Origin of the sequence: Citrobacter sp. CK185 (assembly GCF_030333565.1) — a bacterium.
Taxonomy (GTDB): Bacteria; Pseudomonadota; Gammaproteobacteria; order Enterobacterales; family Enterobacteriaceae; genus Citrobacter_B; species Citrobacter_B koseri.
The window spans coordinates 156,088-171,100 of record NZ_JAOWFR010000022.1; the positions used below are offsets into that span (position 1 = coordinate 156,088).

Here is a 15,013-nt window from a genome sequence, read left to right on the forward strand (position 1 = left end):
CAGGGTTTACTGGCGAGAGAAAGAGTCACCGCAGGGATGAACATATGCGTATTTTACTGGTAGAAGATGACGCGCTGATTGGCGACGGCATCAAGGCGGGTTTAAGCAAAATGGGGTTCAGCGTCGACTGGTTCACCGAAGGTCGTCAGGGTAAAGAAGCGCTCTACAGCGCGCCTTATGATGCGGTGATCCTCGACCTTACGCTACCGGGGATGGACGGGCGGGATATCCTGCGCGAATGGCGTGAACAGGGAAAACGCGAACCCGTACTGATTCTGACGGCGCGCGATGCGCTGGCGGAGCGCGTGGAGGGGCTGCGTCTGGGGGCGGACGACTATCTGTGCAAACCTTTCGCGCTGATTGAAGTCGCCGCCCGCCTGGAGGCGCTGTTACGCCGCGCTAACGGCCAGGTGAGCAACGAACTGCGCCACGGCCAGGTTACGCTCAATCCCGGTAATCTGGTCGCGACGCTGGCAGGCGATCCGCTGCCCCTGAAGCCGAAAGAGTTTGCCCTGCTGGAGCTGCTGATGCGCAACGTCGGGCGCGTGTTGCCGCGTAAGCTCATCGAAGAGAAGCTGTATACCTGGGACGAAGATGTCTCCAGCAATACCATTGAGGTACATGTTCATCATTTACGCCGTAAGCTGGGCAGTGATTTTATCCGCACCGTACACGGGATCGGCTACACCCTGGGCAACCCATGAAACTCACACAACGTCTCAGCCTGCGCGTCAGGCTCACGCTTATTTTTCTGATACTGGCCGCCATCACCTGGGTGGCCTCCAGCTTCGTGGCCTGGAAACAGACGACCGACAACGTCGACGAGCTGTTTGATACCCAGCTCATGCTGTTTGCGAAGCGCCTTATTACTCTGGATGTCAACGAAATCTCGGCGCCTGAACGGATGGCGCAGACGCCGAAAAAATTGAAGCATGGTCATGTCGATGACGATGTGCTGGCCTTTGCGGTGTATACCGCCGACGGCAGAATGGTGCTGAACGATGGCGATAATGGCCGGGATATTCCCTACAGCTACCGTCGGGAAGGTTTTGATGACGGATACCTGAATGGCGATGATGATAAATGGCGTTTTGTCTGGCTGACCTCTGCGGATGGCAAGTACCGTATCGTCGTCGCTCAGGAGCTGGAGTACCGCGAGGATATGGCGCTGGCGATTGTCACCGCGCAGCTAACGCCGTGGCTGATCGCGCTTCCGCTGATGCTGCTCATCCTGATTGTACTGCTTAGCCGGGAACTCAGGCCGCTGAAAAAGCTCGCCCAGGCGCTGCGTTTGCGCTCCCCGGAATCGGAAGAGCCGCTTGACGATAAGGGTGTGCCAAGTGAGGTTCGTCCGTTAGTCAGCGCGCTCAACCAGTTATTTGCCCGTACGCATTCGATGATGGTGCGCGAGCGGCAATTCACGTCGGACGCAGCGCATGAGTTACGCAGCCCGCTCACTGCGCTGAAAGTACAAACCGAGGTGGCGCAGCTCTCGGACGACGACCCGCAGGCGCGTCAAAAAGCGCTCATGCAACTGCATACGGGGATTGAGCGCGCCACGCGCCTGGTGGACCAGCTCTTAACCCTTTCACGGCTCGACTCGCTCGATAACCTGCAAGATGTCGCGGAAGTCTCGCTGGAGGCACTATTGCAATCCGCCGTGATGGATATCTGGCAACCGGCCCAGCAGGCGCATATTGACGTGCGTCTGCACGTTAACGCCCACAACGTCACGCGCACGGGCCAACCGCTGCTGCTCAGCCTGCTGGTGCGCAATTTGCTGGATAACGCCATTCGTTACAGCCCACAGGGCAGCGTGGTGAACGTGACGCTGAATGCCCGGTATTTTACCGTCCGGGATAATGGCCCCGGCGTTTCGCCGGCGGTGCTGGCGCGTATCGGCGAACGATTCTATCGCCCGCCAGGGCAGAGCGTCACCGGCAGTGGTCTGGGTTTGTCGATTGTCCGCCGCATCGCCTCGCTGCATGGGATGAGCGTCTCGTTTGGCAATGCGCCGGAAGGAGGCTTTGAAGCCGTAGTAACCTGGTGATCGCAAGATTATTGCGCAATGAGCAAAAGACTTTGCACATTTTGCTCATTTCACCGGGCCGCTCATCTGCGTAAAATCTGTTTCAAACGCATTCCTGAGAGGACAAATAATGAGCAACATTCTGATTATCAACGGGGCGAAAAAATTTGCGCACTCCAATGGTCAGTTGAACGACACCCTGACCGAAGTGGCGGATGGCCTTCTGCGCGACCTCGGGCATGATGTCAAAATCGTCCGCGCTGAAAGTGATTACGATGTCAAAGCCGAAGTCCAGCACTTCGTCTGGGCTGACGTGGTTATCTGGCAGATGCCTGGCTGGTGGATGGGCGCGCCGTGGACCGTAAAAAAATACATGGATGACGTCTTTACCGAAGGCCACGGTACGCTGTACGCCAGCGATGGCCGCACCCGTTCGGACGCGTCAAAAAAATACGGCTCCGGCGGTCTGATTCAGGGGAAAAAATACATGCTTTCTCTGACCTGGAACGCACCGATGGAGGCTTTCACCGACAACGATCAGTTCTTCCACGGCGTTGGCGTGGATGGCGTATACCTGCCGTTCCACAAGGCCAATCAGTTCCTCGGAATGGAAGCGCTGCCGACCTTTATCACCAATGACGTCATCAAAATGCCGGATGTCCCGCGTTATATCGCAGAATATCGCAAGCATCTGAGCGAGATTTTTGGTTAACTAGTAGCCTGGAATTAGAAGGAGTTAACCATGCTTACTGTCATTGCTGAAATCCGTACCCGTCCAGGTCAACATCACCGTCAGGCGGTACTGGATCAGTTTGCCAAAATCATTCCGACCGTGCTGAAAGAAGAGGGTTGCCACGGCTACGCGCCGATGGTCGATCACGCTGCGGGCGTGGCCTTTCAGACGACCGCACCTGACTCAATCGTGATGGTTGAACAGTGGGAAAGCGTTGCGCATCTCGAAGCGCATTTGCAAACCCCACATATGAAAGCCTACGCCGAAGCCGTTAAAGGCGACGTGCTGGAAACAAGTATCCGTATTCTGGAGTCAGGCGTTTAAGTTTTGCGCTAAATGCCGGATGGCGCTTCGCTTATCCGGCCTACAGCACTACACTAACGCCGGATGGCGCTCCGCTTATCCGGCCTACAGCACTACACTAACGCCGGATGGCGCTCCGCTTATCCGGCCTACAGCACGACAGCGCATTCCCTGAATGTAGGCCCGGTAAACGCAGTGCCACCGGGCAATTCCAGGCAATTCCGGGCAATATGGTTACCAGTACAGCTTCCAGCACTGGGTAAAACGCGTTAACGCTTCCACGTAGAAATAATCCCCCCAGCTAGCACACTCATCGACCCCTTTGTTGCTCGAAAGGTGGTACACCGAATGTTTCAACAGCCCGTTCCCCTTCTCATTTTTCGCCATCAGATAGCGCTTCGTTAGCGATGACATGATTCCCATCGCCCACTGCTGATAACGCTCACGATCCGGATCGGTCACGGGCAGGTGTTTGATCAACTCCAGCAGGCCGCACACGGCAATCGCCGCCGACGAGGCGTCACGCAGCGCGTCTGTCCCCACCAGCGCCAGATCCCAATGGCAGACCGCGTCTTCCGGCAGGCGATTAAGGAAATAGTTCGCCAGCTTTTTCGACAGCGCCACCATCTCTTTGTCGCCCGTGTAGATATAGCTCAGCAGGAAGCCATAAATCCCCCACGCCTGACCGCGCGACCAACATGAATCATCCGCATAACCCTGCTGGGTGTTGCCGTAACGCGGCGCGCCGGTTTTCACATCCATGTAGTAAGTATGGAAGGTGGACGCATCTTCACGAATCAGGTATTTCGCGGCCTGCGCCACATGGGCTTTTGCCGCCTCGGCAAAACGCGGATCGCCCGTCTGCTCGCTCGCCCAGTACAGCAGCGGCAGGTTCATGTTGCAGTCGATGATCATCCGCCCGGCCTGTTCGGGATCGTTAAGATCGCCCCACGCCTGGATAATCTGCGCCTTTTCATGGAAACGCTCCAGTAGCGCTTCCGCCGCCATCAGCGAAAAACCACGCGCATCACGGTTGCCCGTCAGTCGCCAGGCTGCGACGCAGGACAGGGTATAAAGGAACCCCAGATCGTGGGTGTTGGTGTCGTGGCGTCCGGCAATACGCAGGCCAAAAGAACGCACATGTTTTTCCGCCAGTTCACGATATTTCGCCTCGCCGCTCATCTCCCACGCCAGCCACAGCTGCCCGGTCCAGAAGCTGGTGGTCCACTCAACATTGTCAGTTAACGGGTAATAACCGTTAACGCAGGTTTCGGCAGGAAATTTTTCACCGAATTCCGTTAAATGACGGCTAATCAGTTCGAGGACGTGTTCACGCGCGCCGATCATTTCATCCTGAAAAGTTCCGGCGTCAACCGGGCTGCCAGGAAATGCGCGCAACGTTTCCTCAACGATATGATTTAACATATTTCGGTTCCTTCTAAATTAAACCCAATGAAATTTAATGCGCCGTATTATTTTCGGCGATCTCAATAGCAGTACGATGGCGGGATTTACTCTGACATGCCGATAAGGTAAATGCCGAAATAAGCGTAAAGGTCAGCGCAATAATCCCCATGATGATATACGTTTTCTCAAAACCAATTCGGTCATACATTAATCCGGCAGGTGAAGAGATCACCACATTGCCGACATACAGCATCGCCTGATAGCCCAATAAATACATGGTCGCATTGACGCGTTTATCAAAGTGTTCAGCAATGTATTTAAAGACCGAAACCAACAGCAGACAGATTTCCAGACCATACAGCGGCTTCAGTACAGAGATGAGCAGGTGTGAATCACACAGCCCGGAAATAATCAGACGCGCGCCAACCAGCGCCCCCACAATCAACAAACCGCGTTTAGCGCCGATCGCGTTAACAAATAATGGAACCACCATATACATGACAAATTCCATTCCCGACTGCACGGTTCCCAGATAGCCAAACACCGCGTTGCCTTCATGAACGTCAGAGAAGAAGGTGACAAAGTAGCGGGAGAACTGCTGCTCTGCGATAAACATCATCCACGCCACGCCGGCGACGTACAGACAGAACGCCCAGAACTTACGGCTGCGCAACAGCGCGTAGACATCCGCCGGGACGATTTTCTCTTTTGTCAGCACGTCCGCTGCGTTTGCCGCATTCACATTCACTTTCAGACTCAGCAGTACCACCAGCATCACTACCGACGCCACGCTGCCCATAATGAAGTTATACGCCGGAGAGAGGTTAAACAGCAGGCCGGAAAACGACGACGCCACCGCCCACCCCAGCGAGCCCCACATGCGGATTTGGCCAAACTCCATGCCGTTAAGACGGCTGAAGCGGTCAGAGTAGGATTCACAAGCCGCCACGCCAGCATACCAGGCAAAGCTCAGGTAAATCGCGCCGATAACAATGCCCAGCATGGTGTTTGAAAGCAATAATGGCTGATAAACATAAATAAAGAATGGCGCCATTAGTGCCGACATCATCACAACAAAATAGAGCAGGTATTTGCTCATGCCGATTTTATCGAGAATGTAGCCATAAATGGGCTTCAGAATGACCGCAAAAATACCGTTTACCGCAAACACCGTACCAATAACCGTGCCGCTTAGCTGTGCTTTCTGCCCCAGCCAGATGGCCAGTAAACCAATACTGGCAGACCAGGTAAAGAAATAGAGGAATATAAAGCTACTGATTTTATAATATTCAGTTCTGTTATTTGTTGAACAATTTTTCATACCATCCTCGCCAACGTGTAGGGGCCAGAGTTTTATAAAAAGAACGATAACTGGCGTGCGCTTTCTGGTTCGCGAATAACCACCTGGTTATCGTTTATTTGCAGTTGCGGAATTGCCGTATATTTTTTCTGTTGCCCGGAAGCAGAAACCGCGCAACACAGCCAGCTTTCGCCCTGTGCAATTTCTGCGGTAAGCAGTGGAATCGCGGCGCATTGTGCAAACATAATGCTGCTGTTCGGCGGCGTAATAATGCTGTCCGGTTGGCGGGCCAGCGCGGGCGACAGATCGACGATCGTGCTGCATCCGTTTTCCGCCGCCAGGTAGCATCCGCGCTCACTGAGCTGATGCGCCGTTTTCATCACCGCAAAGCCGCCTTCCACGGTTTGCAACGTTCGCGCGCTGTGGATGCGGTGCAGGCGGAGATGCCACTCGCCGAAGGGCGCCAGCCAGGTCTCGACAGTGACGTCATGCCACGGAGACCAGCGGGAAAAAATAAAATTCTCATCGACCCGCACTTCGTCGCAGCGACGGCGGCCACGGAAATAGTTGTCGCCATCCGCCAGCAGCAGCATGGAGTCGCACGCCGCATGTTTAAGGCCATAGCGTCCGCGTTCAATGGTGAAACCAAAACGGCTGGAGTAGGCAAACTTCGTGTATTTCGCTTCGGTGTTAACGTAGTTATTCAGTTCAAGCTGGCCCGAAGTCAGCATCGTGACATGGTCTGAATTCTCACTGTGCTGCAAAATTTGTGCGGCATGGGGAATAACGTGTTTTTCTGCGCATTGCGGCAGCGGGAGTTCTTCGGCCTGCCAGAAGGCGTGATCGTCCGGCAAGGCGAGGATCAAAAAGACCTTCAGCGCCCAGTAAGGGGAGCCCGGCGAGTTGTAATCTTCACACATCGCCAGGTTCGGATAAGCAAACCCCAGCGTCAGAATGCCGTCACGATCGACAATCGGCTGCTGCCACCACCAGCGCAGATGCCGCAGGATCACCCCTTTAATCACGCCCGGCGAGAAGACATCCAGCTCAGCAAACGCCGCCGCGCTCCAGAACGCGACCATCGCAAAGCGATAGGTCAGACTGCGGCCAAACGGTACGGATGCGCCATCTGCTGCCGACATGTAGATAAAATCAGCGGCAAACAGGCGAGCGCGTTCGCGCAGGGTGGCGGCACGGGCAGCATCTTCCGGGTTCAGCGTGGCGTACAACAGCCCGTAAAAATGGAAAGCCATCGAGATGTAGTAATCTTTTGGGCGACCGGGGCCATCGGCATACCAGCCGTCACCCAGGTAGTACGCTTCCATCATCGTAAAACGGCGGTCGATCGCCGCCTGATCGAACGGCAGCCCGGCACGTTTGAAACCCAACTGGACGATAATCGCAAAGTAGTTCCAGTTGCTGTCCGGCATTTGCGCGTCGGTAATCTGGTTTAGCCAGCGATGAACATTCGCCAGTTCCGTTTCGCTGAACTTGTCGGTTAAACGCGTTTGCAACAACGCCAGGCCGAGGCCGTAGGCGGCCATCTCAACCAGGCGCTGATCGTAAGGGTCGGTATCGCCCCAGTAGTGCGGACTGAGTGGATCGGTGCCGAGTTTAATCGCCTGAATATACTTATCAGCAAACGGCACCTCAGCGCCGCCAGCCATCAGAGGAAACAGACCCCATAACGCTCTGGAGAGCCCTTCCATGCAGGCGATATCCACACTGTAGTGCGCGCAGGTGTCACCCAGTGAAAACTGCGCCGCCCCTGCGGGAAACTGTTTATCCAGCGCGCTCAGCATCGTTGTGACGGCGCTGATTACGTCTTCACGGAATGACAATGGATTTGATTTTTCTTCAGTTGCCGACCACATACTCTGCCCCTCTGAATTAAGTGGCTAAAGGATAGTGAATCGCCGACAAGCGGAAATGTTATCTCAATCACACCAATAGAATTAAAATAAAACAGTGATTGAAAAAATTTAAAAACAAGGTTTATAAACCAGAATTCAGCGGCAAAAATTTAAATCTGTTGCACTATGAATGCACCCTCATCTCAGGAACATCTGGAACTGATCGCGCTCAATGACGCCATTGCGTCATTTAGTCGATTATTTGCTAATTCGGTTCGCTATCACCACTGGCATCAGTGTCTGGAGGTGCTGTATGTGGAGGAAGGATTTGGCGTGGTGATCGTCGATCACCAGCAATACACCATGCGGCCAGGTCGATTGTTCTTTTTCCCGCCCTTTACCCTGCATAAAATCATGGTGGATGAGCAGGCGCAAGACCACTACCGCCGAACCATTATTCACCTCGATCAGCATGCGGTACTGAAAGTGCTGCGCGATTTTCCGCTTAATCAACAGCGTCTGCAAAGTCTGACCGTACGTGGCGGCGAGGCCAGAGTATTCGATGTGGCGGATATTCACCCGCACGTTGATTTTCTCTTCAGCCGTTACGAAAAAATGGCAGCGCTCAAGCCGCTTAACGCCGAACAGATTTCCTGCCTGTTATTGAGTTTATTTAGCCTGTTGCCCGAAGATAACGTCAATATGACGGAGATTGGCACCGGAATAGCAAGCCAGGTGATGTTCTGGCTGGATGAGAATTACACCCGTAAATTCAGCCTCAGCGAGCTGGCAGAAGAGTCAGGAAAATCAAAAAGCTACATTTCCCGGCGCTTTCATTTTGAAACCGGTGAAAGCATCCTCAATTACCTCAATACCCTTCGGTTACGCAAAGCCTGCGAAGCGTTGTTACACAGCGAGGAGAGTGTGCGGGAGATTGCCCGACAGGTGGGGTTTTCAGACGTGACGTACTTTATTAGCGCCTTTGGCAAAGGGATTGGCGAAACGCCGTTGCAGTATCGCAAGCGGCATAGACAGTAACGCCGGATGACGCTTCGCTTATCCGGCCTACGGGCACAATGCGAGCGTAGGCCGGATAAGGCATTCAATGGTCGATTACGCGTCGAGATCCGCCATATCGCCTTTTTCCTGCAACCAGTTGCGACGGTCTTCGGAGCGTTTCTTCGCCAGCAGCATATCCATCATGGCGTTGGTACGCTGATCGTCTTCGTCGCTGATAGTGAGCTGCACCAGGCGACGGGTGTTCGGATCGAGCGTGGTTTCACGCAGCTGCATCGGGTTCATTTCACCCAGACCTTTAAAGCGCTGCACGTTCGGCTTGCCTTTCTTACGCTTCAACTGTTCCAGCACGCCCGCTTTCTCTTCTTCCGTCAGCGCATAGTAGACCTCTTTGCCGAGATCGATACGGTACAACGGCGGCAGCGCAACATAGACGTGCCCGTGCTTCACCAGCGTGCGGAAGTGCTTCACAAACAGGGCGCAGAGCAGCGTGGCGATGTGCAGACCATCGGAGTCCGCATCCGCCAGGATACAGATCTTGCCGTAACGCAGCTGGCTCAGATCGTCGCTGTCTGGATCGATGCCGATCGCCACAGAAATATCGTGTACTTCCTGCGATGCCAGCACTTCATCGGAAGAGACTTCCCAGGTGTTGAGGATCTTACCTTTCAGCGGCATGATCGCCTGATATTCACGATCGCGCGCCTGCTTGGCGGAACCGCCCGCCGAGTCCCCTTCCACGAGGAACAGTTCGGTACGATTGAGATCCTGCGCGGTACAGTCCGCCAGTTTACCCGGCAGCGCCGGGCCACTGGTCAGCTTTTTGCGCACTACTTTCTTCGCCGCGCGCAGTCGACGCTGGGCGCTGGAAATGGCCATCTCCGCCAGCAGCTCCGCAGACTGAACGTTCTGATTCAGCCACAGGCTGAAGGCGTCTTTCACCACGCCCGACACAAACGCCGCACACTGGCGCGAAGAGAGACGCTCTTTGGTCTGCCCGGCGAACTGCGGGTCCTGCATCTTCACCGAGAGCACGTAAGCGCAGCGATCCCAGATATCTTCCGCAGACAGCTTCACGCCGCGCGGCAGAATATTGCGGTATTCGCAGAATTCACGCATCGCGTCCAGCAGACCCTGGCGCAGCCCGTTTACATGGGTGCCGCCCTGCATCGTCGGAATCAGGTTAACGTAGCTTTCGGTCAGCAGCTCGCCGCCTTCCGGCAGCCACAGCAGCGCCCAGTCTACGGCTTCCGTATCACCGGCAAAATTACCGATAAACGGTTTTTCAGGAAGGGTCGGCAAGCCGTTAACCGCTTCGCCCAGATAGTCGTTCAGGCCATCCTGATAGCACCAGCGCTGCTCGCTATTGTTGACCTCATCTTTAAAGGTGATTTCAACGCCAGGGCACAGCACCGCTTTCGCTTTCAGGATATGGGTTAAGCGAGAGACGGAAAAACGCGGGCTGTCGAAAAAGGTTTCATCCGGCCAGAAGTGAACGCTGGTGCCGGTATTACGTTTACCGCATGTCCCGACAACCTGAAGATCCTGCACTTTCTCGCCGTTTTCAAAGGCGATGCTATAGACCTGAGCATCACGACGCACGGTGACTTCCACGCGTTTTGACAAGGCGTTGACGACGGAAATCCCCACCCCGTGCAGACCGCCGGAGAACTGGTAGTTCTTGTTGGAGAACTTACCGCCCGCATGCAGTCGGCAGAGGATCAGTTCAACCGCCGGAACGCCCTCTTCCGGGTGGATATCCACTGGCATCCCACGGCCATCATCAATCACTTCCAGTGACTGATCGGCATGTAAAATCACATCCACGCGTTTTGCGTGACCCGCCAGTGCTTCATCCACACTGTTATCAATCACTTCCTGCCCAAGATGGTTCGGGCGGGTTGTATCGGTGTACATCCCCGGGCGGCGGCGTACCGGCTCTAGCCCAGTGAGTACCTCAATGGCATCAGCGTTATAAGTTTGCGTCATGATTTAAATTAGCAATTCGAATTGATTGTCAGAAACTGTGCAGTCCAAGGAAATCGACAATCTGGTTGAAATAATCTTCGAAGCCCGTGAATGCATGGTTTCCGCCCTCGATAACGGTCTGGCGGCAGGAGGCGTAATACGCCACCGCCTGGCGGTAGTCCAACACTTCATCCCCCGTCTGTTGCAGCAACCAGATCAAATCCGGCGCTTCCAGCGGGTCAATCTGCATGACTTTAAGATCGTAAATATGGCGAGACTCTAGCACATATTGCTGCCCGGTGTAGGGGTTCTCGTTCTGACCGAGGTAGTCGGTCAGCAGTTCAAACGGCCGCACCGCCGGGTTCACCACCACCGCAGGCAACATAAAACACTGCGACAGCCAGGTGGCGTAATAGCCGCCCAGCGACGATCCGACGACGCCGAGCGGCGCTCCACCGTGTTCAAGCACGATAGATTCCAGCAACTCTGCCGCATCGGCAGGATACGGCGGCAGTTGCGGCACGATCATCTCAACATGAGGGTGGCGCTCCGCCAGCCAGCTTTTAAGCTGACATGCCTTTGCCGAACGCGGAGAGCTATTAAACCCATGCAGATAAAGAAGCGTAGACATCAGTATCCTTCCGAAGCGGTATCGGGTCGGAATTGAGTCCCCGGCAGACGATGCACTTGCGTTTCCAGAGAACCCTCGGCGTACAGTTCCAGCGTCCGCCAGCCTGGCCCTATCGTGTCCAGCGTGAAGTTCGCGCAGTGCGGCTTGAACTGGACGCAGGTGGACGGCGTCGCCAGCAGGCGGCGGCCATTCCAGTCAAGATCCAGCTCCTGATGAATATGACCGCACAGCAGGTATTTGACGCGTGGATAGTTCGCCAGCACGCTGTCCAGTTCGGCCGCGTTACGCAGGCTGTGCTGATCCAGCCAGCTGCATCCCGAAGGCAATGGATGGTGATGCAGAAGCAGCAAGGTGTGGCGCTCCGGCGCATCGGCAAGTTTGCGCTCCAGCCATTCAAGCTGAAAGTCGCTCAATTCACCATGCGGTACGCCAAAAACCTGGCTATCCAGCAGCAAGATTTGCCATTGATCGCCGATAAACACGCGTTTGGCCGGGGAGATCCCCGCTTCCTGCAACGCGCTGTACATCGCGGGCTGAAAGTCATGGTTACCCGGCAACCAAACGCAAGGCGCGCGAAAGCTTGCGATACCTTCAGCAAAGTGCTGATAGGCCGCAGCCGTTTGATCCTGCGCTAAATCACCTGTCGCCACGATCAGATCGTATTCGTGCTGCCCGGCATGAATCGCATCCAGCACCGCCTGGTAACTTTCCCAGGTATTCACGCCCAGCAGCGTTTCATGTTTTTCGGCAAACAGGTGAGTATCGGTAATTTGTAAGATCCTGACTCTGGCCTCACCAGCCAGAGGAAGGGTTAACAGGCTTTCCAAATGGTGTCCTTAGGTTTCACGACGCTAATAAACCGGAATCGCCATCGCTCCATGTGCTAAACAGTAACGCAGCCAGTCGGCCAGAAACTGATTAATTTGATGCTTTTCGTCGCGTTGATGCAACTTTTTATTTGGATAATCATACCGCGCTTTGAAGCGAAAGATCTGCTGACTTGAACACACTTCGGCCACCATCGCGTCATGGTACAGGCGCACCGTAAGTGACGGCAGGCTCCAGTACGTAATGGCTGGCGCCGTCTGCTCGATCGCAACAAGCGTAGTGTATCGGGTCGATTCAACGATCGTTAACCGATATTGCGCGTTGGCCACCTGATAGCTTACTGTTTCGCCGGGTGCGTCATTGCGCGGCAACAGGCGGCGCAATTGCGAAAAATTAGTTTCGCACAGGCGCATCATTTCAGGGAAGTCAGGTGTGTAACGCTTCATTTTTTCCACTCGTGTTTTAACTCTTGATAGTGCAGTTGCAGCCATTGCAAAGCGATGACAGAAGCCGCGTTGTCGATTTTCCCCTCTTCTACCCACTGGTAAGCCTGCTCCCGACTTACCACATGAACACGAATATCTTCGTTTTCATCGGCCAGACCATGAATCCCGTTTGCGGTCGTGGCATCCACTTCGCCCACTAAAATAGAAAGACGCTCGCTGGTGCCGCCGGGGCTTGCCAGGTAACTCATGACCGGTTTCGTCCGTTTGACCTCAAGTCCGGCCTCTTCCATTGCTTCGCGACGAGCGACCTCCTCAACGGTTTCGCCCTCTTCGATCATCCCGGCGACCATTTCCAGCAACCACGGCGTCTCGCTGGTGTCATACGCCGCGATACGAATCTGTTCGACCAGTACAATTTCGTCGCGCTCAGGGTCAAAGGGTAGCAACACTGCGGCGTGGCCGCGCTCAAAAATTTCGCGTTTCACTTCACCGCTCATTTCACCGTTGAACAGGCGGTGGCGGAAACGATAGAGATCCAGTGAAAAAAAACCGCGATATAGCGTTTCTCGTGCAATAATTTCTACATCGTTTTTGGAGAAAGTCATTGGCGAGTTGTCTGGTTTATGCATTGTGCTGTCCTGGTACCAATAGTGATTAAAATGTGAATTTCAAGGGCGTTTGACTGCCGTTTCAGCGACCTTGTGATAAATTGGTGCAAATTAACGCCGGATGGCACGTAACGCCAACTTTTTGCAGTGGCGGATTCTGCTAGAATCAGCAATTATTTTTACAATTTGATCAGCGCTAAATACTGCTTCACAACAAGGAATGCAAATGAAGAAATTGCTCCCCATCCTTATCGGCCTGAGCCTGACGGGGTTCAGCACACTGAGCCAGGCAGAGAACCTGATGCAAGTTTATCAGCAAGCACGCCTGAGCAACCCGGAATTGCGTAAATCCGCCGCCGATCGCGATGCTGCATTCGAAAAAATTAACGAAGCGCGTAGTCCTTTACTGCCGCAACTGGGTTTAGGTGCCGATTACACCTACAGCAACGGCTATCGTGATGCGAATGGCATCAACTCCAACGCCACCAGCGCCTCTCTGCAATTAACCCAGACCCTTTTTGATATGTCAAAATGGCGCGCGCTGACGTTGCAGGAAAAATCCGCAGGTATCCAGGACGTCACGTTCCAGACCGATCAGCAAACGCTGATCCTCAATACGGCGAGCGCCTACTTTAAAGTCCTGAACGCCATTGACGTTCTCTCTTATACGCAGGCGCAGAAAGAAGCCGTTTATCGTCAGTTAGATCAAACCACCCAGCGTTTTAACGTCGGCCTGGTCGCTATCACTGACGTGCAAAACGCCCGTGCACAATACGATACCGTGCTGGCGAACGAAGTCACCGCCCGCAACAATCTGGATAACGCCGTAGAAGAATTGCGCCAGGTCACTGGTAACTACTACCCGGAACTGGCTTCGCTGAATGTCACGAACTTTAAAACTGACAAGCCGCAGGCCGTTAACGCGCTGCTGAAAGAGGCCGAAAACCGTAACCTGACGCTGTTACAGGCGCGTCTGAGCCAGGATCTGGCGCGCGAGCAAATCCGCCAGGCGCAGGACGGCCATCTGCCAACGCTGGATTTAACCGCTTCTACCGGCGTGTCTGACACCTCTTATAGCGGCTCTAAAACCCATAACAGCACGCAGTATGACGACAGCAATATGGGCCAGAACAAAATCGGCCTGAGCTTCTCGCTGCCGCTGTATCAGGGTGGGATGGTCAACTCTCAGGTGAAACAGGCGCAGTACAACTTTGTTGGCGCGAGCGAACAGCTGGAAAGCGCGCACCGCAGCGTCGTGCAGACCGTGCGCTCTTCCTTCAACAACATTAATGCTTCTATCAGCAGCATTAACGCTTACAAACAGGCCGTTGTTTCCGCGCAAAGCTCTTTGGATGCAAACGAAGCCGGTTATTCCGTGGGTACGCGTACCATTGTTGACGTGCTGGATGCCACCACCGCGCTGTATGAAGCGAAGCAACAACTGGCGAATGCGCGTTATAACTATCTGATTAACCAGCTGAACATCAAGAATGCTCTCGGTACGTTGAACGAGCAGGATCTGGTGGCGCTGAACAATGCGCTGGGTAAACCGATCTCGACATCCCCGGACAACGTCGCGCCGGAAACCCCGCAGCAGGATGCAGCGGCGGATGGCTATAATGCCAGTACGGTTCAGCCTGCTTCAGCACGTTCCACCAGCAGCAACGGTAACAACCCGTTCCGTAACTGATGAATTGCCCGATGGCGCTTCGCTTATTGAGCCTACCTGATTCCAGGCAGGGTAAGCGTCGCGCCACCGGGCGCTAAACCTTGTCTGAACGTAAGGCAACGTAAAGATCCCGCCATTCTGCCGCATTCTCGCCTCTTCTCGCTTCAATTTCGACCAGCCATCCACTATCCTGAGCATTATTTATTGTGTTTACCACTGGG

14 protein-coding genes are annotated in these 15,013 nt (G+C 54.4%); 6 read left to right on the top strand and 8 right to left on the bottom strand.

The window, feature by feature from the left end:
* The first annotated feature begins 44 nt into the window (after positions 1-44).
* From qseB to OGV79_RS06500, 4 genes are all read left to right on the top strand, one after another.
* Positions 45-704, top strand: coding sequence for a quorum sensing response regulator transcription factor QseB (gene qseB / locus OGV79_RS06485; protein ID WP_012135153.1), 660 nt, complete (start codon positions 45-47; stop codon positions 702-704).
* Positions 701-2,050, top strand: a complete 1,350-nt coding sequence (qseC, locus tag OGV79_RS06490) for a quorum sensing histidine kinase QseC (RefSeq protein ID WP_012135154.1) — start codon at positions 701-703, stop codon at positions 2,048-2,050. Before qseB ends, qseC begins: the two co-directional genes overlap by 4 nt.
* A gap of 109 nt (positions 2,051-2,159) precedes the next feature.
* On the top strand, positions 2,160-2,741 hold the full coding sequence (locus OGV79_RS06495; protein ID WP_047461170.1) for an NAD(P)H-dependent oxidoreductase: 582 nt from the start codon (positions 2,160-2,162) through the stop codon (positions 2,739-2,741).
* A gap of 30 nt (positions 2,742-2,771) precedes the next feature.
* Complete coding sequence (locus OGV79_RS06500; RefSeq protein WP_012135156.1) at positions 2,772-3,086, top strand: putative quinol monooxygenase; 315 nt, start codon at positions 2,772-2,774, stop codon at positions 3,084-3,086.
* A 213-nt stretch (positions 3,087-3,299) separates the two neighbouring features.
* On the opposite strand, the gene OGV79_RS06505 is transcribed toward OGV79_RS06500, so the two are convergent.
* Genes OGV79_RS06505 through OGV79_RS06515 form a run of 3 tightly spaced genes read right to left on the bottom strand, consistent with a single transcriptional unit; the run spans position 3,300 to position 7,646 of the window.
* Positions 3,300-4,490 carry a glycoside hydrolase family 88 protein gene (locus OGV79_RS06505; RefSeq protein ID WP_112001547.1) on the bottom strand — a complete coding sequence of 397 codons (1,191 nt, stop codon included), beginning with the start codon at positions 4,488-4,490 and terminating at the stop codon, positions 3,300-3,302.
* Between the two features lie 34 nt (positions 4,491-4,524).
* The gene (locus tag OGV79_RS06510; protein ID WP_012135158.1) at positions 4,525-5,793 is read right to left on the bottom strand and encodes an oligosaccharide MFS transporter; all 1,269 of its coding nucleotides are present in this window, start codon (positions 5,791-5,793) and stop codon (positions 4,525-4,527) included.
* A 32-nt stretch (positions 5,794-5,825) separates the two neighbouring features.
* On the bottom strand, positions 5,826-7,646 hold the full coding sequence (locus OGV79_RS06515) for a DUF2264 domain-containing protein (RefSeq protein WP_200075974.1): 1,821 nt from the start codon (positions 7,644-7,646) through the stop codon (positions 5,826-5,828).
* Between the two features lie 165 nt (positions 7,647-7,811).
* Between OGV79_RS06515 and OGV79_RS06520 the strand changes: the two genes are divergently transcribed.
* Complete coding sequence (locus tag OGV79_RS06520) at positions 7,812-8,663, top strand: helix-turn-helix transcriptional regulator (RefSeq protein WP_012135160.1); 852 nt, start codon at positions 7,812-7,814, stop codon at positions 8,661-8,663.
* Between the two features lie 75 nt (positions 8,664-8,738).
* Here OGV79_RS06520 and parE read toward each other — a convergent pair whose 3' ends face one another.
* From parE to nudF, 5 genes are read right to left on the bottom strand one after another with little or no spacing between them, the layout of a single operon-like run.
* Positions 8,739-10,631, bottom strand: a complete 1,893-nt coding sequence (gene parE, locus OGV79_RS06525; protein WP_012135161.1) for a DNA topoisomerase IV subunit B — start codon at positions 10,629-10,631, stop codon at positions 8,739-8,741.
* Positions 10,632-10,659: 28 nt separating this feature from the next.
* Positions 10,660-11,241 (bottom strand): esterase YqiA, encoded by a 582-nt coding sequence (gene yqiA / locus OGV79_RS06530; RefSeq protein WP_012135162.1) that lies wholly within the window; start codon positions 11,239-11,241, stop codon positions 10,660-10,662.
* On the bottom strand, positions 11,241-12,068 hold the full coding sequence (gene cpdA / locus OGV79_RS06535; protein ID WP_012135163.1) for a 3',5'-cyclic-AMP phosphodiesterase: 828 nt from the start codon (positions 12,066-12,068) through the stop codon (positions 11,241-11,243). Before cpdA ends, yqiA begins: the two co-directional genes overlap by 1 nt.
* A gap of 24 nt (positions 12,069-12,092) precedes the next feature.
* On the bottom strand, positions 12,093-12,515 hold the full coding sequence (locus OGV79_RS06540; protein ID WP_012135164.1) for a DUF1249 family protein: 423 nt from the start codon (positions 12,513-12,515) through the stop codon (positions 12,093-12,095).
* Positions 12,512-13,144 (bottom strand): ADP-ribose diphosphatase, encoded by a 633-nt coding sequence (gene nudF / locus OGV79_RS06545; RefSeq protein WP_024130957.1) that lies wholly within the window; start codon positions 13,142-13,144, stop codon positions 12,512-12,514. The genes OGV79_RS06540 and nudF overlap by 4 nt, the downstream gene beginning before the upstream one ends.
* A gap of 199 nt (positions 13,145-13,343) precedes the next feature.
* Between nudF and tolC the strand changes: the two genes are divergently transcribed.
* On the top strand, positions 13,344-14,813 hold the full coding sequence (gene tolC / locus OGV79_RS06550) for an outer membrane channel protein TolC (RefSeq protein ID WP_012135166.1): 1,470 nt from the start codon (positions 13,344-13,346) through the stop codon (positions 14,811-14,813).
* Positions 14,814-15,013 lie beyond the last annotated feature (200 nt).

Excerpts from the sequence above, each read along its gene's own strand:
- qseB (WP_012135153.1), top strand. The coding sequence starts at position 45 with ATGCGTATTTTACTGGTAGAAGATGACGCGCTGATTGGCGACGGCATC.
- qseC (WP_012135154.1), top strand. The coding sequence starts at position 701 with ATGAAACTCACACAACGTCTCAGCCTGCGCGTCAGGCTCACGCTTATT.
- OGV79_RS06495 (WP_047461170.1), top strand. The coding sequence starts at position 2,160 with ATGAGCAACATTCTGATTATCAACGGGGCGAAAAAATTTGCGCACTCC.
- OGV79_RS06500 (WP_012135156.1), top strand. The coding sequence starts at position 2,772 with ATGCTTACTGTCATTGCTGAAATCCGTACCCGTCCAGGTCAACATCAC.
- OGV79_RS06505 (WP_112001547.1), bottom strand. The coding sequence starts at position 4,490 with ATGTTAAATCATATCGTTGAGGAAACGTTGCGCGCATTTCCTGGCAGC.
- OGV79_RS06510 (WP_012135158.1), bottom strand. The coding sequence starts at position 5,793 with ATGAAAAATTGTTCAACAAATAACAGAACTGAATATTATAAAATCAGT.
- OGV79_RS06515 (WP_200075974.1), bottom strand. The coding sequence starts at position 7,646 with ATGTGGTCGGCAACTGAAGAAAAATCAAATCCATTGTCATTCCGTGAA.
- OGV79_RS06520 (WP_012135160.1), top strand. The coding sequence starts at position 7,812 with ATGAATGCACCCTCATCTCAGGAACATCTGGAACTGATCGCGCTCAAT.
- parE (WP_012135161.1), bottom strand. The coding sequence starts at position 10,631 with ATGACGCAAACTTATAACGCTGATGCCATTGAGGTACTCACTGGGCTA.
- yqiA (WP_012135162.1), bottom strand. The coding sequence starts at position 11,241 with ATGTCTACGCTTCTTTATCTGCATGGGTTTAATAGCTCTCCGCGTTCG.
- OGV79_RS06540 (WP_012135164.1), bottom strand. The coding sequence starts at position 12,515 with ATGAAGCGTTACACACCTGACTTCCCTGAAATGATGCGCCTGTGCGAA.
- nudF (WP_024130957.1), bottom strand. The coding sequence starts at position 13,144 with ATGCATAAACCAGACAACTCGCCAATGACTTTCTCCAAAAACGATGTA.
- tolC (WP_012135166.1), top strand. The coding sequence starts at position 13,344 with ATGCAAATGAAGAAATTGCTCCCCATCCTTATCGGCCTGAGCCTGACG.